Origin of the sequence: Massilia frigida, from assembly GCF_011682175.1 — a bacterium.
GTDB lineage: Bacteria > Pseudomonadota > Gammaproteobacteria > Burkholderiales > Burkholderiaceae_D > Telluria_A > Telluria_A frigida.
In genome coordinates, this window is the sequence record NZ_WHJG01000036.1 from 46,477 (window position 1) to 63,911 (window position 17,435).

At 65.1% G+C, this 17,435-nt stretch carries 15 protein-coding genes; 12 read left to right on the plus strand and 3 right to left on the minus strand.

Going from position 1 to position 17,435, the window contains the following annotated elements; translation table 11 throughout:
* Nucleotides 1–74: 74 nt before the first annotated feature.
* From F2P44_RS26380 to F2P44_RS26420, 9 genes are all read left to right on the plus strand, one after another.
* Complete coding sequence (locus F2P44_RS26380; RefSeq protein WP_167091099.1) at nt 75–467, plus strand: hypothetical protein; 393 nt, start codon at nt 75–77, stop codon at nt 465–467.
* 233 nt (nt 468–700) lie between these two features.
* Nucleotides 701–1,099, plus strand: coding sequence for a hypothetical protein (locus F2P44_RS26385; protein WP_167091102.1), 399 nt, complete (start codon nt 701–703; stop codon nt 1,097–1,099).
* Between the two features lie 146 nt (nt 1,100–1,245).
* The gene (locus tag F2P44_RS26390; RefSeq protein WP_167091105.1) at nt 1,246–1,500 is read left to right on the plus strand and encodes a hypothetical protein; all 255 of its coding nucleotides are present in this window, start codon (nt 1,246–1,248) and stop codon (nt 1,498–1,500) included.
* 276 nt (nt 1,501–1,776) lie between these two features.
* Complete coding sequence (paoA, locus tag F2P44_RS26395) at nt 1,777–2,415, plus strand: aldehyde dehydrogenase iron-sulfur subunit PaoA (RefSeq protein ID WP_167091108.1); 639 nt, start codon at nt 1,777–1,779, stop codon at nt 2,413–2,415.
* Nucleotides 2,412–3,362: an FAD binding domain-containing protein gene (locus F2P44_RS26400; protein ID WP_167091111.1), complete on the plus strand. Its 951-nt coding sequence runs from the start codon at nt 2,412–2,414 to the stop codon at nt 3,360–3,362. Before paoA ends, F2P44_RS26400 begins: the two co-directional genes overlap by 4 nt.
* A 3-nt stretch (nt 3,363–3,365) precedes the next feature.
* Nucleotides 3,366–5,564, plus strand: a complete 2,199-nt coding sequence (gene paoC / locus F2P44_RS26405; RefSeq protein ID WP_167091114.1) for an aldehyde oxidoreductase molybdenum-binding subunit PaoC — start codon at nt 3,366–3,368, stop codon at nt 5,562–5,564.
* Nucleotides 5,565–5,693: 129 nt separating this feature from the next.
* Nucleotides 5,694–6,650 carry a cupin-like domain-containing protein gene (locus tag F2P44_RS26410; protein ID WP_167091116.1) on the plus strand — a complete coding sequence of 319 codons (957 nt, stop codon included), beginning with the start codon at nt 5,694–5,696 and terminating at the stop codon, nt 6,648–6,650.
* 100 nt (nt 6,651–6,750) lie between these two features.
* Complete coding sequence (locus F2P44_RS26415) at nt 6,751–7,500, plus strand: class I SAM-dependent methyltransferase (protein ID WP_167091119.1); 750 nt, start codon at nt 6,751–6,753, stop codon at nt 7,498–7,500.
* 319 nt (nt 7,501–7,819) lie between these two features.
* On the plus strand, nt 7,820–10,279 hold the full coding sequence (locus tag F2P44_RS26420) for a CHASE domain-containing protein (protein ID WP_167091122.1): 2,460 nt from the start codon (nt 7,820–7,822) through the stop codon (nt 10,277–10,279).
* Between the two features lie 12 nt (nt 10,280–10,291).
* Here the strand turns inward: F2P44_RS26420 and F2P44_RS26425 are convergent, their stop codons facing one another.
* Both F2P44_RS26425 and F2P44_RS26430 read right to left on the minus strand, forming a co-directional pair.
* A complete protein-coding gene (locus F2P44_RS26425) occupies nt 10,292–12,085 on the minus strand; it encodes an eCIS core domain-containing protein (protein WP_229423767.1) in 1,794 nt (597 codons plus the stop codon).
* 97 nt (nt 12,086–12,182) lie between these two features.
* Nucleotides 12,183–12,494, minus strand: a complete 312-nt coding sequence (locus F2P44_RS26430) for a YdhR family protein (protein ID WP_167091125.1) — start codon at nt 12,492–12,494, stop codon at nt 12,183–12,185.
* A gap of 320 nt (nt 12,495–12,814) precedes the next feature.
* Between F2P44_RS26430 and F2P44_RS26435 the strand changes: the two genes are divergently transcribed.
* Entirely contained in the window at nt 12,815–13,282 is a 468-nt protein-coding gene (locus F2P44_RS26435) for a hypothetical protein (RefSeq protein ID WP_167091128.1), read from the plus strand.
* Nucleotides 13,283–13,334: 52 nt separating this feature from the next.
* On the opposite strand, the gene F2P44_RS26440 is transcribed toward F2P44_RS26435, so the two are convergent.
* Nucleotides 13,335–14,648: a sigma-54 interaction domain-containing protein gene (locus F2P44_RS26440; RefSeq protein ID WP_167091157.1), complete on the minus strand. Its 1,314-nt coding sequence runs from the start codon at nt 14,646–14,648 to the stop codon at nt 13,335–13,337.
* A 214-nt stretch (nt 14,649–14,862) separates the two neighbouring features.
* Here F2P44_RS26440 and F2P44_RS26445 point away from each other — a divergent pair, with 214 nt between their 5' ends.
* Together F2P44_RS26445 and F2P44_RS26450 are read left to right on the plus strand one after the other, a co-directional pair.
* Entirely contained in the window at nt 14,863–15,744 is an 882-nt protein-coding gene (locus F2P44_RS26445; RefSeq protein ID WP_167091130.1) for an MBL fold metallo-hydrolase, read from the plus strand.
* 14 nt (nt 15,745–15,758) lie between these two features.
* Nucleotides 15,759–17,429: a bifunctional protein tyrosine phosphatase family protein/NAD(P)/FAD-dependent oxidoreductase gene (locus F2P44_RS26450; RefSeq protein ID WP_167091133.1), complete on the plus strand. Its 1,671-nt coding sequence runs from the start codon at nt 15,759–15,761 to the stop codon at nt 17,427–17,429.
* Nucleotides 17,430–17,435: the final 6 nt, after the last annotated feature.

Genomic DNA, 17,435 nt, shown 5'->3' on the forward strand with positions numbered 1-17,435 from the left:
TACGGCAGTCGTGCGAAGCCGGCCCCAAGGGACTGTGTTTCCGGCTATCCCGCCATCACAGAGGAGTAGGGGAATTGGAGGAATTGCTGTTGCAATTCGTCCTGCTGACGGTCATGAGCTGGCGCGCCACCAGCGCCCTCATCGCCTCCGTCATCCTGGCGCTCGCCCTGGTGTTCGCAGTACCGCCATTTAACGGTCCTTACGCCATTGCGCTGGTGCTGCTTGGCCTTGGCGGGGGATTCTGGTGGCATTCCAGGGCTGTGAAAATTCAGTCGGATAAGCGGTACAGCCTCGTATCCAGCGATGTATGTGCATTGCCTATGCATTGTACATACCGTTCTCGCGGGCTAACACCGACACTAACTTGTTCTGCGGCGGCATCATCTGCCTTAAAATGGATTCCTTGCGCTCTGCCGGATAACGATTCACAACATGTCTTTACTCCGCCCCCGGTGCGGTTTTTATGAATTAAATCACGCGACATCTATCCTGACACAGGGGGGCCACCCTGGTCCCATCGAGCGCGGAGTCCCCGCAACAGCGGCACTACCTCAAGCTGAGCTGGTTCCAGGAGGGTGGCGATCCATTCGTTCGCCTCGCGGACATTCTCTCCGGGCTCGATTTCACGCGGCATAGGGCCACCGACGGCGTGACGTTTCTTCCCGGATACACGAACGAAGTGCCATTCGGAATGCGCCCCATGAAAAACAAACAGGGCATTGCCGTTACCATCGACGCGATCCGGGGCGAGTTTGCCCGGGCCGGCATGCTGGAAGGCAGCCCCTACATGGAGCGAAAGTTCCGCCTCCTCAAAGGCCGCAATGCCATGGAACGCCCGGGCTGCTACGTTGACGGTCTGGATGCGCTGGAACAGGAAATCGCCGGGCTTACGCACGATTGCGAGATCTGGGCGCCGAACGAACGCTGGAGCGCGCGGCTGGTGACGCCGCCCGACTGGCCCTCGCATCTGCGGCAGTACGTGCATGTTGACTGGTTTCAGGAGGGCGGCGATCCCTTCGGGCGGCTCGCGACGATTTTCGCGAATATGGACTTCACAAAATATTGCGCGACCGAGAAACACGATCCGTGTTCAGAATAATCGCCAACTGTTTGTTCCGGAGATCAAAGGACACCACCCAATCGGTGGAAATCAGTGCGGACCGATAATTTTGTATTCTTACCACCCGTTATGGCAGCGATATCCCGGACCCAAGCGGAAAAGACCTTGAGCGGGCACGGAAAGAAGTGTTTTCTTCACGCGACGACGAACATCCCAACGCATGGCTGCGCTACGGGCCTGCCGATGGAACGATGTTTGTTCTGGATATCTCTCATTCCGGCCGGGTTGAATTCTCGCAGTGGAAAGACACCGACTATCACGTTGAGCTAGCGCCGCCAGTCGAGCTCGAACGCGTCAAGAGACAAACTGCGTTGATCCTCTGGAAAGCACTCGACCGGGGCGATCTGGAATGTGTTCGCCGCGAGCTGCACGCACGCTGAGTATCCGCCTGGTCGCCCATGACCGTCCATATCTCTCATCTTTTACCTGTTTCGGCCAATCCACGCCTTTGCCGTTGACCGGAAGGCGCGCGCTCGCGGCTTGGCGGTGCGTTTATCGCGCCAGTGTTCGCGTTCTAACAGACTGCTCATTCGTTCATGGGCAATCTCTTCAGATTGCACGTTTTTCGGATGCGCCACATCGCCTTTGCGGCGCCCCGTCGGGGAGCGGGCGCTCGTGCGGGAAGCCAAAACAATCAGCGAAGAGGATGCCATTACATGGACGAGTTCAGCGACATCAAACTATCGAGGCGGGAACTGCTGATCGCAGGCGCCATCAGCGTCACGGCGGCCAGCGTGCCCGCTGCGGCCGACGCTGCCGCAAGCCCGGCTGGCGCGCCGCCGGTGACCACCAAGGTCGCCTTCCAGGTCAACGGCAAGCGCCATACGCTCGACATCGACACCCGCACCACCTTGCTCGATGTGCTGCGCGAGAACCTGCACCTGACCGGTACCAAGAAAGGTTGCGACCATGGCCAGTGCGGCGCCTGTACCGTCATCGTCGACGGCCGCCGCATCAATTCCTGCCTGACCCTGGCGGTAATGCATGAAGGCGCCAAGGTCACCACCATCGAAGGCTTGGGCAACAAGGACAAGCTGCATCCGATGCAGGCGGCCTTCATCAGGCACGACGGCTACCAGTGCGGTTACTGTACGCCGGGCCAGATCTGCTCGGCCGTGTCGGTGCTCGATGAAATCAGGCAGGGCATCCCGAGCCACGTCAGCACCGACCTGATGGCGCGTCCGCAAGCCACGCCCGACGAAATCCGCGAGCGCATGAGCGGCAATATCTGCCGCTGCGGCGCTTACTCGAACATCCTCGACGCGATCACCGACGTCGCGGGGAGCAAGGCATGAAGGCCTTTACCTACCAGCGCGCCACCAGCAGTGCCGACGCCGCAGCGGCCGCCATGCGCGCCCCCGGCGCCAAATTCATCGCGGGCGGCACCAATCTGCTCGACCTGATGAAGCTGGAAATCGAAACGCCGGGCCACCTGATCGATGTCAACGGTCTTGGCCTCGACAAGATCGAAGCGACCGCGGACGGCGGCCTGCGCATCGGTGCCCTGGTGCGCAACACCGACCTGGCGTCCAGCGAACGGGTGCGGCGCGATTACGCCGTGCTATCGCGCGCCTTGCTGTCGGGCGCATCGATGCAGTTGCGGAACAAGGCGACCACCGCCGGCAACCTGCTTCAGCGCACCCGCTGCCCGTACTTTTACGACACCAACCAGCCGTGCAACAAGCGTCAACCGGGCAGCGGCTGTTCGGCCATCGGCGGTTTCAGCCGCCAGCACGCCATCGTCGGCGCCAGCGACGCCTGCATCGCCACGCACCCGAGCGACATGGCGGTGGCCATGCGCCTGCTCGACGCGCAAGTCGAGACGGTGCGTGCCAACGGCGCCGCGCGTACCATCCCGATTGCCGATTTCCACCGCCTGCCGGGCAGCACGCCGCACATCGAGACAGTGCTCGAACCGGGTGAACTGATCACCAGTGTCACCTTGCCCAAGCCGCTGGGCGGCACCCATGTGTACCGCAAGGTGCGCGACCGTTCTTCCTACGCCTTCGCGCTGGTGTCGGTCGCGGCCGTGATCCTGCCGGGCGGCGGCCGGGTGGCGCTCGGCGGCGTAGCGCACAAGCCGTGGCGCATCGAAGCGGCCGAGCAAAACATGGCAGGGGGCGCCAAGGCGGTCGTCGACCAGTTGCTGGCAGGCGCAAAAACGACGCACGACAACGCGTTCAAGATCCTGCTGGTCCAGCGCACGCTGCACGCGGTGCTGGCGGATGCGAAGAAAGGCTGACCCATGAAGTTCACCACACCTGCCACCACCAATCCCATCGACCAGCTCAAGGTGGTCGGCCACCCGCTCGACCGCATCGACGGCCCGGCCAAGACCACCGGCAGCGCGCCGTACGCCTACGAGCAGCACGAGGCCGCGCCCAACGCCGCCTACGGCCATGTGGTCGGCGCCGGCCTCGCCAAAGGGCGCATCAGGTCGATCAACCTGGATCATGTGCGGCGCGCGCCCGGCGTCATCGCCGTGATCAGCGCCGAGAACGCGGGTGCGCTCGGCAAGGGCAAGATGAATACCGCCAGGCTGCTCGGCGGGCCGGAGATCGACCACTATCATCAGGCCATCGCCCTGGTGGTGGCCGAGACGTTCGAGCAGGCGCGCGCCGCCGCCAACCTGGTCAAGGTGGAGTACGCGAAAGAGAAGGGCGCTTACGACCTCGATCAAGCCAGGGAGTCGGCGACCGTACCCAAGTCGTCCAAGCCGGACACCAGGGTCGGTGATTTCGACCGCGCCTTTGCCGGCGCGCCGGTCATCCTGGACGCCACCTACCGCACGCCCGACCACTCGCACGCCATGATGGAGCCGCACGCCTCGGTCGCCTCGTGGGAAGGCGACAAGCTGACTCTGTGGACCACAAACCAGATGATCGACTGGACCAAGGGCGATTTGGCAAAAACGCTTGGCATCCCGAAGGAGAACGTGCGCCTGATTTCACCCTACATCGGCGGCGGCTTTGGCGGAAAATTGTTCCTGCGTTCGGAAGCGCTGCTGGCCGCCCTGGGCGCGCGCGCGGCCAAACGGCCGGTCAAGGTCGCGCTCAGCCGTCCGCTGATGATCAACAACACCACGCACCGGCCGGCCACCATCCAGCGCATCCGCATCGGCGCCACGCGCGACGGCAAGATCAGCGCCATCGGCCACGAAACCTGGTCGGGCGACCTGCCGGGTGGGAAGCCCGAGGAAGCGGTCCAGCAAACCCGCCTGCTGTATGCCGGCGCGCACCGCATGACTAGGACGCGGCTGGCCGTGCTCGACCTGCCCGAGGGGAACGCGATGCGCGCGCCGGGCGAAGCGCCGGGCCTGATGGCGCTGGAAATCGCCATGGATGAAATGGCGGACAAGCTCAAGATCGACCCGGTGACCTTCCGCATCCTGAACGATACCAAGGTCGATCCGGAAAAACCGGGCCGGGCGTTTTCGCAGCGCCGCCTGATCGATTGCCTGCGCACTGGCGCCGAGCGCTTCGGCTGGAAGGCGCGCAACGCCGAACCGGGCAAGAGGCGCGAAGGACGCTGGCTGATCGGCATGGGCGTGGCCGCCGCTTTCCGCAACAATCTGGTGATGAAGTCGGGCGCCCGCATCCGCCTCGACGCCAAGGGCATCGTCACGGTGGAAACCGACATGACCGACATCGGCACCGGCAGCTACACCATCATCGCCCAGACCGCGGCGGAGATGATGGGCGTGGCGATCGACAAGGTGGTGGTGCGCCTGGGCGACTCCCGCTTTCCGGTGTCGGCCGGATCGGGCGGGCAGTGGGGCGCCAACAGCGCCACCGCCGGCGTGTATGCGGCCTGCGTGAAGATGCGCGAGGCGGTGGCGCAGAAGCTCGGCATGAATGCGGCGGAGGCCGAATTCACCGATGGCGCCGTGCGCGCCGGCGGCAAGAACGTTCCGCTGGCACAGGCCGCGCAGGATGGCGAACTGGTGGCCGAGGACAGCATGGAGTACGGCGACCTCGATAAAAAATTCCAGCAATCGACCTTCGGCGCACATTTCGTGGAAGTGGCGGTCGACAGTGCCACCGGTGAAACGCGCGTGCGGCGCATGCTGGCCGTGTGCGCGGCGGGGCGCATCCTCAATCCGAAGTCGGCGCGCAGCCAGGTGATTGGCGCGATGACGATGGGACTGGGCGCGGCGCTGATGGAAGAACTGGTGGTCGACACCCGCGGCGGGTTTTTTGTCAATCACGACCTGGCCGGGTATGAAGTGCCGGTGCATGCCGACGTGCCGCACCAGGAGGTAGTGTTCCTCGACGAGACCGATCCGATGTCCTCGCCAATGAAAGCGAAGGGCGTGGGCGAGCTGGGGATTTGCGGTGTGGCGGCGGCGATTGCGAACGCGGTGTACAACGCCACCGGCGTGCGCGTGCGCGAGTATCCGGTCACGCTCGACAAGCTGCTCGCGAAGATGCCGGCCATGACCTGAAACGGGCCAGCCACGCCACGAAAAGTGGAACAGCGCCATCGCATACGTTATGCTGTCGCCCCACGGCGCGAACGAGGGTAGTGGTTCGCCGCCGGGTCAAGCTGAGTAACGGGAAGATGGTAAAGGTCTATGTCAAGTAAGAAGAAACCGGTGGTCCCTGGACTGGAACCACCGCAGGCGCGCCTGGCGCCACGGTTGCCGCCGACGCTGCTGGCGACGGAATCGGCGTGGGCGGGGGATGCCGCCGCCAAAAAGCAGGCGCGCGAAGAACGCGATGCGCTGGTGCGCGGCGTGACGTCGATTGAGGAGATGCGCGACGCGATCCGGCGCGTGGGACGCGATCTGCCGGCGATTTCCGAGCTTGCGCGCGTAGGCATACTGGACGCTGCGGCCTTTCGCGCGCGTGCGGCGCAAGGTTTGCCATTCGTGATCACCGGGGTGGTCAAGCGCTGGCCACTGTCCGGCCTCACGCCGCACACGCTGCGTGAACGCTTCAGCCACGTGCCGGTGCGCGCGCGGGTGGGGGACTATATCAATACGGCATTCGCGCCCGACCGCGCCATGCAGGATATGTCCATGCTGGAGTATCTGGACCTGGTCGATGCCGGGGCGGAGGGCTTGCCACCTTACCTGGGCAACCTGGAGCTGCGCGAGTTGAACAGCATGTGTTTCTGGCCCGCGTATTTCAGCAAAATGGGTCCGCCGCGTTTCTGGCTCGGGCCGGCGGGAACGGTGACGCCGCTGCATTGCGATTATGACGATAATATCTTCGCGCAGATCTGGGGCACCAAGCGGATTTTCCTGTCGCCGCCGCACCATGACGAATTCCTGTACGCGAATCCGGCCAACGCCATCCTGTTCGGCTCTCCGTTCGACCCGGAGGCACCGGATTTCGACAGGTTCCCGCTGGCGCGCCAAGCGACCATGATCGAGTGCATCGTCAATCCGGGCGACATGCTGTATGTGCCGGCCGGGTGGTATCACCAGGTGCGCGCGCTGACGTTTTCGCTGTCGGCCAACCGGTGGGCGAGGGCGGTGCCGTTTGCGCTCAATGGCGAACCATCCTTGCTGCGGACATCAAGCTAGCGAAGGACAGACGGACGCGCCTGCCGCCACGCAAAATTTGGCAAAATGATATTATTCCCCTCCGGCATCGCGTGTGTGCCAAGCCAAGGACGAGGAACCCATGACCGATTTTTACGACCGCCTGACGCCGTTCTATCACCTGATCCACCAGGACTGGCACGCCAGCGTCGCGCTGCAAGGCGAGCAGCTCAGCAAACTGATCGACGCCGAATGGCCAGGCAAGCGCACACTGCTGGACGTTTCCTGCGGCATCGGCACCCAAGCCATCGGCCTGGCCCAGCGCGGCTTTTCCACAGTCGCCTCCGACCTGTCCGAAAAGGAAATCGAGCGCGCCCGGCGCGAAGCCGAGCTGGCCGGCGCCAGCATCGACTTCTCCGTCTGCGACATGCGCCGCGCCCACGAGCACCACGGCTCCGGCTTCGACATCGTCCTGTCCTGCGACAACTCGCTGCCCCACCTGCTCACCGACGCCGACCTGCTCACCGCGCTGCGCCAGATGTTCGCCTGCCTGGCGCCCGGCGGTGGCTTCCTGATGTCGATGCGCGACTACGAGCGCGAAGAGCGCGGCGTCAACCTGGTCAAGCCGTATGGCGCGCGTACCGAAGACGGCAAGCGTTACGTGCTGTTCCAGGTCTGGGATTTCGAGGGCGAGCATTACGACCTGACCTTCTACTTCATCGAAGAAAACCTCGCGACCCAGGCGGTCCAGACCCACGCGCTGCGCTCGCGCTACTATGCCATTTCCACCGACAAGATGTGCGCCCTGATGCGCGAAGCCGGCTTTGCCCAGGTGCGCCGGATCGACGGCGCCTTCTACCAGCCGATTCTGGTGGGCACCCGCCCAGCATGAGCGGCGCGCCACTGCAAGCCGGGCGCGCGGTGTATCCGCAGAGTGTGTGTACTGCAACACTTTGCCTTGGAGAGTGCGGCGTTTGGTGAATAATAGAGGCTGACCTTTGCGAAGGTGCCCATGCCGACCAGCGTTGCCCAGCCTGACGACAAGCGCAGCGGCGGACCACCTGCCACCCGCCTGCGCGGTAAGTACGCTCCCTTCATCCTGGCGCTGTCGATTTTCCTGCTCGCCATGATCGCCACCGCTTTCGCCTGGCACTTCGCGCGCGCAACTGCTGGCCAGTCAGGAGGCCGAATTCGCCTTCGAGGCGCGCCAGATGGAACGGCGCATCGGGCAGCGCATGGCCACCTACGAACAGGTCCAGCGCGGCACCCAGGCCTTCCTGCTCGGCTCGATGCAGGTCGGACGCGAGGATTTCCGCGCCTATATCGCCTCGCTCAAGCTCGACGAAACCTATCCCGGCATCCAGGGTATCGCCCTGGTCGAACTGGTCGCGCCCGCACGGCTCGACGCCCACACCGCCGAACGGCGGCGCGAGAGTCCTGGCTACACCGTCCATCCCCTGGGCGAGCGGCCGGTGTTCTCGGCCATCACCCACATCGAACCGTTCACCGGCCTGAACCTGCGCGCGCTCGGCTTCGACATGCTGAGCGATCCAGCGCGGCGCCAGGCCATGGAACGCGCGCGCGATAGCGGCCGCGCGGCTGCCTCGGGCAAGGTGCGCCTGATCATGGCGCTGGCCGCCGACATGACGCAGCAACTCAGCGCAAGCGAATTTCGCTGGAAATACGCGCTCGAAGGCGCCGGCGATGGCGTCTGGGACTGGAACGGGGGCACTGGCGATATTGTCCACTCGCGCCGCTGGAAGGAAATGCTGGGCTACGGCGCCGACGAAATAGAACCGACCAACCCCGCCTTCGAGGCCCTGATCCACGACGAGGACCGCGCGCGCGTGCTCGCCACCCTCAATGCCTACGTCGAGAGCACCGATCAAGCGTACGAGTGCCAGTTCCGGCTGCGCTGCAAGAACGGCACCTGGCGCTGGATCCGCGCGCGCGCCATGGCGGTCACGCGCGATGCCGATGGCCACCCCTTGCGCACCATCGGCACCCATACCGACATCACCCGCGCCAAGGCCGACGAGCGCACCCTGCTCGAAGCGAATGCGCGCCTGGCGGCCGAGCAGCACCGGGTCAGCGTCATCCTCGACCATTCGCACGATGCCTTTGTCGCGGTCAGCGCGGACGGGCGCATCACCGACTGGAACGCCAAGGCCGAAGCCATGTTCGGCTGGCCGGCGGCGGCCGCCATCGGGCACGATCTGGCCGAGCTGATCATTCCGCCCGAACTGCGCCCCGCCCACAACGCCGGCATCGCGCGCATGGTCGCCAGCGGTACCGGCACCGTGATCCGCAACGTGTTCGAGGTCAACGCGCTGCACCGTGACGGGCGGCGCGTGCCGGTGGAACTGGCCATCGCCGGCTTTCCGCAGGCGTCCGGCTTCGTCGTGAGCGCGTTCATGCGCGACGTCTCCGGGCGCAAACATGCCGAGCAGCTCGAAGTCGAACGCAGCCGGGCGCTGGAAGACGCGCGCCAGGCGCTGCAACATGCGCAAAAGCTCGAAGCGGTCGGCAAGCTGACCGGCGGCGTGGCGCACGACTTCAACAACGTGCTGCATGTCATCGGCGGCAATGTGCAACTGCTCCAGCTGAGCAAGCGCGACGATGCGCGCCTGCAGAAGCGCTTGCACAGCATGCAGTCGGCGGTCGACCGCGGCGCCAAGCTGGCTTCGCAGCTGCTCGCCTTTGCGCGGCGCCAGCCGCTGCAACCGGTGGTGCTCAACCCGCTGCAAATCCTGCGGACCATGGACGACCTGCTCCAGCGCGCGCTGGGCGCGTCGGTGCGCATCCGCATCGAAGCCGATGACGGCCTGTGGAATACCCTGGTCGATCCCGGCCAGTGGGAAAACGTGGTCATCAACCTGGCGATCAACGCGCGCGACGCCATGCCCGGCGGCGGCGTGCTGACCATCGGCCTGCGCAACGACCGCATCGATGCCGGCGAGGCAGGCGCGCTGATCGATCTGGCGCCGGGCGGCTATATCCGCTTCAGCTTTGCCGATACCGGGCAGGGCATGGACGGCGAGGTGATCGCGCACGCCTTCGAACCCTTCTTCACCACCAAGCCGGTGGGGCAGGGGACCGGCCTGGGCCTGAGCATGGCGTACGGTTTCGTCAAGCAGAGCGGAGGCCATATCGCGCTTGAAAGCGAGGCGGGCAAGGGCACCACGGTGCTGATCTACCTGCCGCGTTCGGCCGAACGCGCGGCCGGCAAGCTTGCCGCGCCCGAGCAGGACGTGGTCGGTGGCGGCGAGACGATTCTTGTCGTGGAGGACGACGCGGAAGTGCGCGCGACTGCGGTGGCGACCTTGAACGAGCTGGGCTACTGCGTGCTGGAAGCGCACGACGGCGCCAGCGCGCTGGCCATGATCCGCAATGGCGCCTGGATCGACCTGTTGTTTACCGATGTGGTGATGCCGGGGCCGGTGTCGAGCATCGAGCTGGTGTCGCTCGTGCAGCAGGCGCTGCCGGGCGTGGCGGTGCTGTACACGTCGGGCTACACGCGCGACGCGCTCACCACCGGCGGCCGGGTCGATGAGGGCGTGCGGCTGCTGGGCAAGCCATACCGGCGCGCGCAGCTGGCCCAGCAGGTGCGCGACGCGCTGGCGGGGCGGATAACGGCGCCCGAGACGCTCACCACGGGCTCGGGGTTGTGACTGTCCGGGCGACTACAGCGTTTCCTTGTGAAATAACTGCATTCCTTCGAGCACATCAGACACCAATGCATCGACGGTCGCAAGGCCGCCGAACACGTCGGGGCCATGCGGCAGGATGGCGGGGCTGAACCCCTCTTCGACCAGAAATCTGTTGAGCATGACAAACATGTGCAGGCGTCCGTTTGCATCGCCAAAGAAATGCCCGATATGTAGCGAGCGGATCGTCGTGACGATACGCTTTAACTTGGCGTCGTTTTCCTGCACATTGAATCGTCCCTCGTAGTACAGCTTGAGGATCGCGTTGACCAGCAGCTTGCCATCGGCTTGTGAATAGTTCGTGTCCATGTGCCCCCCGCCGCCATCCTGGCTATGCAGGGTGATGGCCTTGGGCTGGTCTTCGCGGGCCGTGCTCGGGAGCGCCTCCGCCAGCAGTGGCGTGTCGGAGATCATTACCTGCCTTGCTTCATGGAGTGCAGCCAGCCTTTCGAGCCGCTCCAATCCTTGGCCATCCGGGATCTCCGGTGTGCCAAATTGCGAAAATTCTTCCCGTCCGCCCAGTTTCTTCATCTTTTCCGGGTCGGCTGTGTATTTGATGACGGCGTCATGCAGGGCCGTATAGCTTTCATAGTTCAATTGTTCGCGCGGCGACTCGGGCTCTTTTTCTTCCTCGGCGCTAGCGCTGGGACGGGACGGTGCCAGCATCGGTGCCAGCGCTTCAAGCATGCTCTGCTGGTAGCCCGGCGACTGTTGGGAATCGAACAGCATGCCCGGATTCGCAGAATTGCTGTCCACGGCCTCTTTGTGATACTTTCGATCCAGGTAAGTTTTCCACAGTTTTTCTTTGGGGATGTCGCTCAAGACGTGACGCGTCACCTGGTCCGCCGCCTTTTTGTTATGTCCCGTACGCAACTCCACCAGGACGTCGTAGGCATCCGTGACGACCTTGTTCAAGCGGGCCTCGGCATCGGCATAATGATCGGCATCGACGGTACTGTCCCGCACCCCGGACAGCGCATCGGTGAGAAGCACGCCCCTCTGGTGATAGGCGTCGTCGAGCACGATCGTGCTTCCCCGCTGCTGGCCGTGTTGCTTGTGCATCTGGCCGAGCGCCTTGTTGACGGCGGCTACCGCCGCTTCTTCCAGCGCGTTGAGCTTTTTTTCAGCGCTGGTATAAGAACTGGGATTAAGTCCCCACCAGCCGCTGAATCGGGCGAAACGCATCAACTGCAGCGGAGCGCTTGGGCTTGCCGCCACATTGGCCGCCGGCACCTGAGCGGCTGTCGTCTGCTGCTGCATCGCCTTCGCGCCCATGATGTCGGCCTCGTGTTCCAGGCCTGCATCGTCATTGACCGCGACCGCGTCGCGCAGCTGCATGGTTGGGTTGACCCGTCCCTGGGCTTGTTGCACCACATGCCATGCCTCGTGCGGCAGATGCTTTTCCTGCCCGTGGCCGAGATGGATTTCACTGCCTTGCGCATATGCGTGCGCGTGCAGCTGCGCCGGCAGCGTCGAGTTGTAGTGCACGTTCACGTGGTCCATGGCCAGGCCAGACAAGGATTCCACGCCTGCCTTCAACTGCGGCGGCAGGCCGGTCCGGCCCTGCCCGCCGGATTGCCGGCGCTGTGCAGGGGGCATGCCGCGCTGCCGGGCTCCCGCCGTGATGAGCTCCGCTTGCGACAGTTGTCGTCGTACGCGTGCGCTGTCGTCAGCCATTTGTTGCAGTGTGCCCGGCCCAGCGGCATGGGCTTGCGCATCGACGCCGGTGCGCGTAGTCTGACTTTCCTGTGTCGGCAACCTGGTTTTCATGAGGCTTCTTTCTTCGCCGCTGGACAATGGCAGATCAGGCGCCGCATCGCGGCGATATTCGTGCAAATTGACGCGACCAGCGCTGGCGTGGCACGCCTTAGTAGGTGAAGACTTTCTGGGCCACGTTGTCGACCAGCACCGGACTGTCGAAGTAGGTGACCGTAGGCTCGGTGCCGTATTTCTCCCGGACGAATGCGCGCCAGGCTTCGGTGTACATCGCTTCCGCATCCGCCCGCGCATTCCAGACGTAGACGCCGCCCGCGGTGGCGCCATCTTCGGAGAGCACGTAGTGCTTCCGAAGCAAACCGGGCACGTCTTGATAGGTGGGCGCGGTGCTCAGGAAGATGGCGCGTGCCTCTCCATGAGTGATCGGCGTGGGCAGCGCAAACGCGGTTATCGCGATAATCATCCCTTACTCCCATGGTGTCATACGGATGGTAAAGACCGGCTTTGCTTCAAGCGTATCGTCCCAATGTATCATGCCTGGCCAGGACGCGGGATGCGGGCCGTGGCGGCTGCCTGCGCAGGCCGTGTCGCGTAGTGCCGGGAATCTCTCAATTCTCGAACGCACCACGATGATCGAATGCCTGCGCAGGTAGTGGCGCACATTCAACAACTTAAATGGACAAATAATTGAACCTATCCGTTTTACTTGGCAAATGAGCGCTGGGAGCTTTACTGGCCGGCTTTTTAATGTTGCAAGGATGTGCAGTAGCGCCGAAAGGCGACGTGCTGAAATACTCGTCGCACGACCTGGGCGTGCTTTGTTTCGGCGGAGTCAGTAACGTACGCCTGACATATGGCGGTGCCCCACACAAATTGTTCAATGGCAAAGGTGATGCGGCACCTCAAAAAACACTTGCGGATGCCACACGCATTCCGGGCTTCCTGTACGGTACGTACGACACATTCGTGGGGCCAATCGACATGCAGTGGCGCTCGCGCGATGGCTCCGAGCTGAGCCACGCCGTCGACCTCAACAAGGAGATTACCGGTCGCCATATCCCGTATGACCATCCGGAGCGCGTCTACGCCGCCAAACCGTTCGTGGGAAAACCGGTCATCATTGTCGAGTTTGACGATCGGACCGTGAAGGTCTACCTTGCCGCGACGTTGCAGGTGATTCCTCTCGATGCCGCGAAGCCAACTCTCGACCATGCGCAGTCCCGCACGCTTGTTTATTCAAGGACCTTGTGAGGGCTCCTCGTATCCGCAGGGCGAGGTGCGGATAGTCAGGCTGCACCAGGAATCAGCGCTTCCCCTGCTGTTTGAGGCGCCGGTACAAGGTGCGCTCGCTGATCCCCAGCGACGCCGCCAGCTCGCTGCGGGTCCCGGCAACATGGCTTGGCGCGCCGTCCAGTGCGCTGCCGCCGGTCTTCGGCGTCGGGCCGGGCAGCGCCGGCGCCTCAGGCAGATGCGCGACGCGGATCACGCCATCGTCGGCGAACAGGCTGGCGCGATCGAGCACATTGCGCAACTCGCGGATATTGCCCGGCCAGGGGCGCCGCTGCAGCTCGGCCAGCGCATCCGGATCGATGTTCAGCGCGCGCATGCCGCCAGCGGCCCGCCGCAGGAATGAATCGGCCAGCAGGGCAATGTCGCCGGCGCGCTCGCGCAGGGGCGGCAGGCGGATCGGGAACGCATTGATGCGGTAATACAGGTCTTGCCGGAACTCGCCGCGCGCCACCATCGCGTCGAGCGGCTTGTGGGTGGCCGCGATCAGGCGAAAGTTGGCGTGCAGCGTTTCCACCCCGCCCACGCGCCGGTACGTGCCCGTCTCGATCAGGCGCAGCAGCTTGACCTGCATCGCCAGCGGCACGTCGCCGATTTCATCAAGAAAAATGGTGCCGTCCTGGGCCGTCTCCACCAGCCCCGGCTTGCGCGTCGCCGCACCGGTGAACGCCCCTTTTTCATGGCCGAACAGTTCGCTCTCGAACAGGGTTTCGCTCAGGCCCGAGCAGTCGACCACGACCAGCGGGCCGCCGGCGCGCCCGCTGGTGGCGTGCACGGCGCGCGCGAACAATTCCTTGCCGGTCCCCGATTCGCCCAGCAGCAGCACCGGCAGCATCGATGGCGCCACCCTTTGCAGCGCCGCCAGCGCCTGGTTGAAGGCGGGCGCGCGGCCGACCAGCCCATCGTCGCTGGGCCGCGCCGACGCGCTGCGCACCGTCGACAGGCGCTCGACGTAGGCGGTAATGGCCCCGTGTTCATCGAAAATCGGCCGCAGTTCGACATCCACATGTTCCGGCCCGCGCGGGGTGTGGTGAATGTGCAGCACGCGGTCCGGCCCGCGCAATTCCTGCGCCTTCTTCATCGGGCAATGCTCGCCCGCCTGGTCGCAGGGCAGCTCGTAGTGATGCGAGACGCGGTAGCACTTCTGGCCGATGAACGGCTTGCCGGTGCCGCCGAACTGACGCCGGTAAGCATCATTGGCAGCGAGGATGTTGTAGTCCGGATCGAGCACGATCATCGGCTGCGCCTCGTGATCGAGGAAAGACACCAGCGACTGCACCTGTGTGGACAGCGGCGCGGGCGGCGCCGGGATAGTTGGGTCGATCGGCATCGCGTGGCTCCTGGTCAGATGCGCATGGTGGCCCAGCACTGCCATGACTGTCAAGTGACACTGCCAGATGGCAGTGTGATGGCAGTCGGCCGCCACCCGCCGGCTAGTATGAATCCCTCAACAAATCAATGATATGGATCATGCTTTCCATGCCATGCATCCCTGGCATGCATTTTGCTGCGTCTAGCCTTGAACCAGAGGAGATTGCCACAGCATGAGTACAGCACCATTCCAGGTCGAGGGTTTCTTCGACGCCAGCACCAGCACCGTCAGCTATCTCGTGCTCGACCCCGCCACGCGCCGCTGCGCCCTGATCGACAGCGTGCTCGACTTCGACCAGAAATCCGGCCGCACGGCCACTACCTCGGCCGACAAGCTGATCGCGCGCGTGGCCGAGCTGGAGGCCACGGTCGAGTGGATCCTGGAAACCCACGTCCACGCCGACCACCTGACCGCCGCGCCCTACCTGCAACAGCGTCTCGGCGGCAAGACCGGCATCGGCCGCCACATCGCCGCCGTGCAGGAAGTCTTCGGCACCTTGCTCAATACCGGCGCCGGCATGGCGCGCGACGGCAGCCAGTTCGATCACCTGTTTGCCGACGGCGAAACCTTCCGCATCGGCGCCCTCGCGTGCCGTGCGCTGCACACGCCCGGCCACACGCCGGCCTGCCTGAGCTATGTCGTCGGCAGCGGCGCGCAGCTGGCCGCGTTCGTCGGCGACACCCTGTTCATGCCCGATTACGGCACCGCGCGCTGCGATTTCCCCGGCGGCGACGCGGCCACGCTGTACCGGTCGATCGGCAAGGTGCTTGCCCTGCCCGACGACACCTTGCTCTACATGTGCCACGACTACCAGCCAGGCGGGCGCGAGGTGCGCTTCGTCAGCACGGTGGCCGAGGAGCGCGCCCACAACGTCCACGTCGGCAGCGGCATCAGCGAAGACGCCTTCGTGGCCATGCGCACCCGGCGCGACGCCACCCTGGCCATGCCGGCCCTGATCCTGCCGTCGGTCCAGATCAATATGCGCGCCGGGCACTTCCCCGAACCCGAGGCGAACGGCCAGCGCTACCTCAAGATTCCTCTCAACGCGCTGTAAGCGCAGCAGGCACCATGCACATTCACGCGCTTACGCCCGCACTGGCGGTATCGGCCCAGATCCTGCCCGAGCAGCTCGAAACCCTGCGCCAGGCCGGCTTTTGCAGCATCATTTGCAACCGTCCCGATGGCGAGGCCGGCGACCAGCCCCTGTTTGCCGAGATCGAGCGCGCCGCGCACGCTGCGGGGATGGCGGCCCACTATCTGCCGGCCGAGTCGGGCAAGGTGACGGACGAGCAGGGCGCCGCTTTCGGTGCCTTGCTCGACCGGCTGCCCAAGCCGGTGCTGGCCTACTGCCGCAGCGGCATGCGCTCGACCACGATGTGGGCGCTGTCGCAGGCCGACCGGATGCCGCTGCCGCAGATCGTCGACGCCGCCCGCAAGGCCGGCTTTAACATGCAGGGCGTGGTGCGGCGCATCGCCAACCACGGCCGCACGCCGCTCGATGTGGCCGAGGCCGAGCATGCGGTGCTCATCATCGGCGGCGGCGCGGCCGGCATTGCGACGGCCGCCAGCCTGCTGGCGCGTGCGCCAGGCCTCGACATCGCCATCGTCGACCCGGCCGATGTGCATTACTACCAGCCCGGCTGGACCCTGGTCGGCGGCGGTGTCTTCGATGCCGCGCGCACGGCCCACACCATGGCGTCGGTCATCCCGCGCGGGGTGCAGTGGATCAAGGCGGCCGTGGCGGCTTTCGAGCCGGAGCGCAACGCCGTCATCCTCGACGGCTGCCGCGTGGTGCGCTACGGCCAGCTGGTGGTGTGCCCGGGCCTCAAGCTCGACTGGCACGCCATCGCCGGCCTGTCCGACACGCTCGGCAGCAATGGCGTGACCTCGAACTACCTGTACCACCTGGCGCCGTACACCTGGCAACTGGTGCGCAGCCTGCGCGCCGGCCAGGCCATCTTTACCCAGCCGCCGGCGCCGATCAAATGCGCCGGCGCGCCGCAAAAAGCCATGTACCTGGCGGCCGACCACTGGAAGCGCGGCGGCTTGCTGGACCAGGTACAGGTCGATTTTTGCAGCGCCGCGCCGGCCCTGTTCGGCGTGCCCGAGTACGTGCCGGCGCTGATGGAATACGTGAACGCCTATGGCATCGGCCTGCATCTGGGCCACACCCTGAGCGCTGTCGACGGCCCGGCCCGGCGCGCCACGTTTACCCGCCTGAACGCCGGCGGCGAGAAGGAAACCATCACGCGCGCATTCGACCTGCTGCACGTGGTGCCGCCCCAGGTGGCGCCGGACTTCGTGCGCGTCAGCCCGCTGGCCGACGCGGCCGGCTGGATCGATGTCGATCCGGCCACCCTGCGCCACCGGCAGTGGGCCAATATCCACGCGCTGGGCGACGCCATCAACACGACCAACGCCAAGACGGCGGCGGCGGCGCGCAAGCAGGCCCCGGTGGTGGCGCACAACGTGCTGGCGGCGCTGGGTCAGCGCGCCGGCGTGGCGCGCTACGACGGCTACGGCGCCTGTCCGCTGACGGTGGAGCGGGGCAAGATCGTGCTGGCCGAGTTCAGTTATGGCGGCAAGCTCGCCCCCAGTTTTCCATCGTGGCTGATCGACGGCACCCGGCCGTCGCGGCTGGCGTGGCTGCTCAAGGAACGCATCCTGCCGCCGCTGTACTGGCGCGGCATGCTCAAGGGCCGCGAGTGGCTGGCCAAGCCGGCCCTGGCCGACGCGTGAGCAAGT

What these genes read in the sequence shown, in the direction of transcription:
- F2P44_RS26385 (WP_167091102.1), top strand. Translation starts at nt 701, where the DNA reads ATGAAAAACAAACAGGGCATTGCCGTTACCATCGACGCGATCCGGGGC.
- paoA (WP_167091108.1), top strand. Translation starts at nt 1,777, where the DNA reads ATGGACGAGTTCAGCGACATCAAACTATCGAGGCGGGAACTGCTGATC.
- F2P44_RS26400 (WP_167091111.1), top strand. Translation starts at nt 2,412, where the DNA reads ATGAAGGCCTTTACCTACCAGCGCGCCACCAGCAGTGCCGACGCCGCA.
- paoC (WP_167091114.1), top strand. Translation starts at nt 3,366, where the DNA reads ATGAAGTTCACCACACCTGCCACCACCAATCCCATCGACCAGCTCAAG.
- F2P44_RS26410 (WP_167091116.1), top strand. Translation starts at nt 5,694, where the DNA reads ATGTCAAGTAAGAAGAAACCGGTGGTCCCTGGACTGGAACCACCGCAG.
- F2P44_RS26415 (WP_167091119.1), top strand. Translation starts at nt 6,751, where the DNA reads ATGACCGATTTTTACGACCGCCTGACGCCGTTCTATCACCTGATCCAC.
- F2P44_RS26420 (WP_167091122.1), top strand. Translation starts at nt 7,820, where the DNA reads ATGGAACGGCGCATCGGGCAGCGCATGGCCACCTACGAACAGGTCCAG.
- F2P44_RS26425 (WP_229423767.1), bottom strand. Translation starts at nt 12,085, where the DNA reads ATGAAAACCAGGTTGCCGACACAGGAAAGTCAGACTACGCGCACCGGC.
- F2P44_RS26430 (WP_167091125.1), bottom strand. Translation starts at nt 12,494, where the DNA reads ATGATTATCGCGATAACCGCGTTTGCGCTGCCCACGCCGATCACTCAT.
- F2P44_RS26440 (WP_167091157.1), bottom strand. Translation starts at nt 14,648, where the DNA reads ATGCCGATCGACCCAACTATCCCGGCGCCGCCCGCGCCGCTGTCCACA.
- F2P44_RS26445 (WP_167091130.1), top strand. Translation starts at nt 14,863, where the DNA reads ATGAGTACAGCACCATTCCAGGTCGAGGGTTTCTTCGACGCCAGCACC.
- F2P44_RS26450 (WP_167091133.1), top strand. Translation starts at nt 15,759, where the DNA reads ATGCACATTCACGCGCTTACGCCCGCACTGGCGGTATCGGCCCAGATC.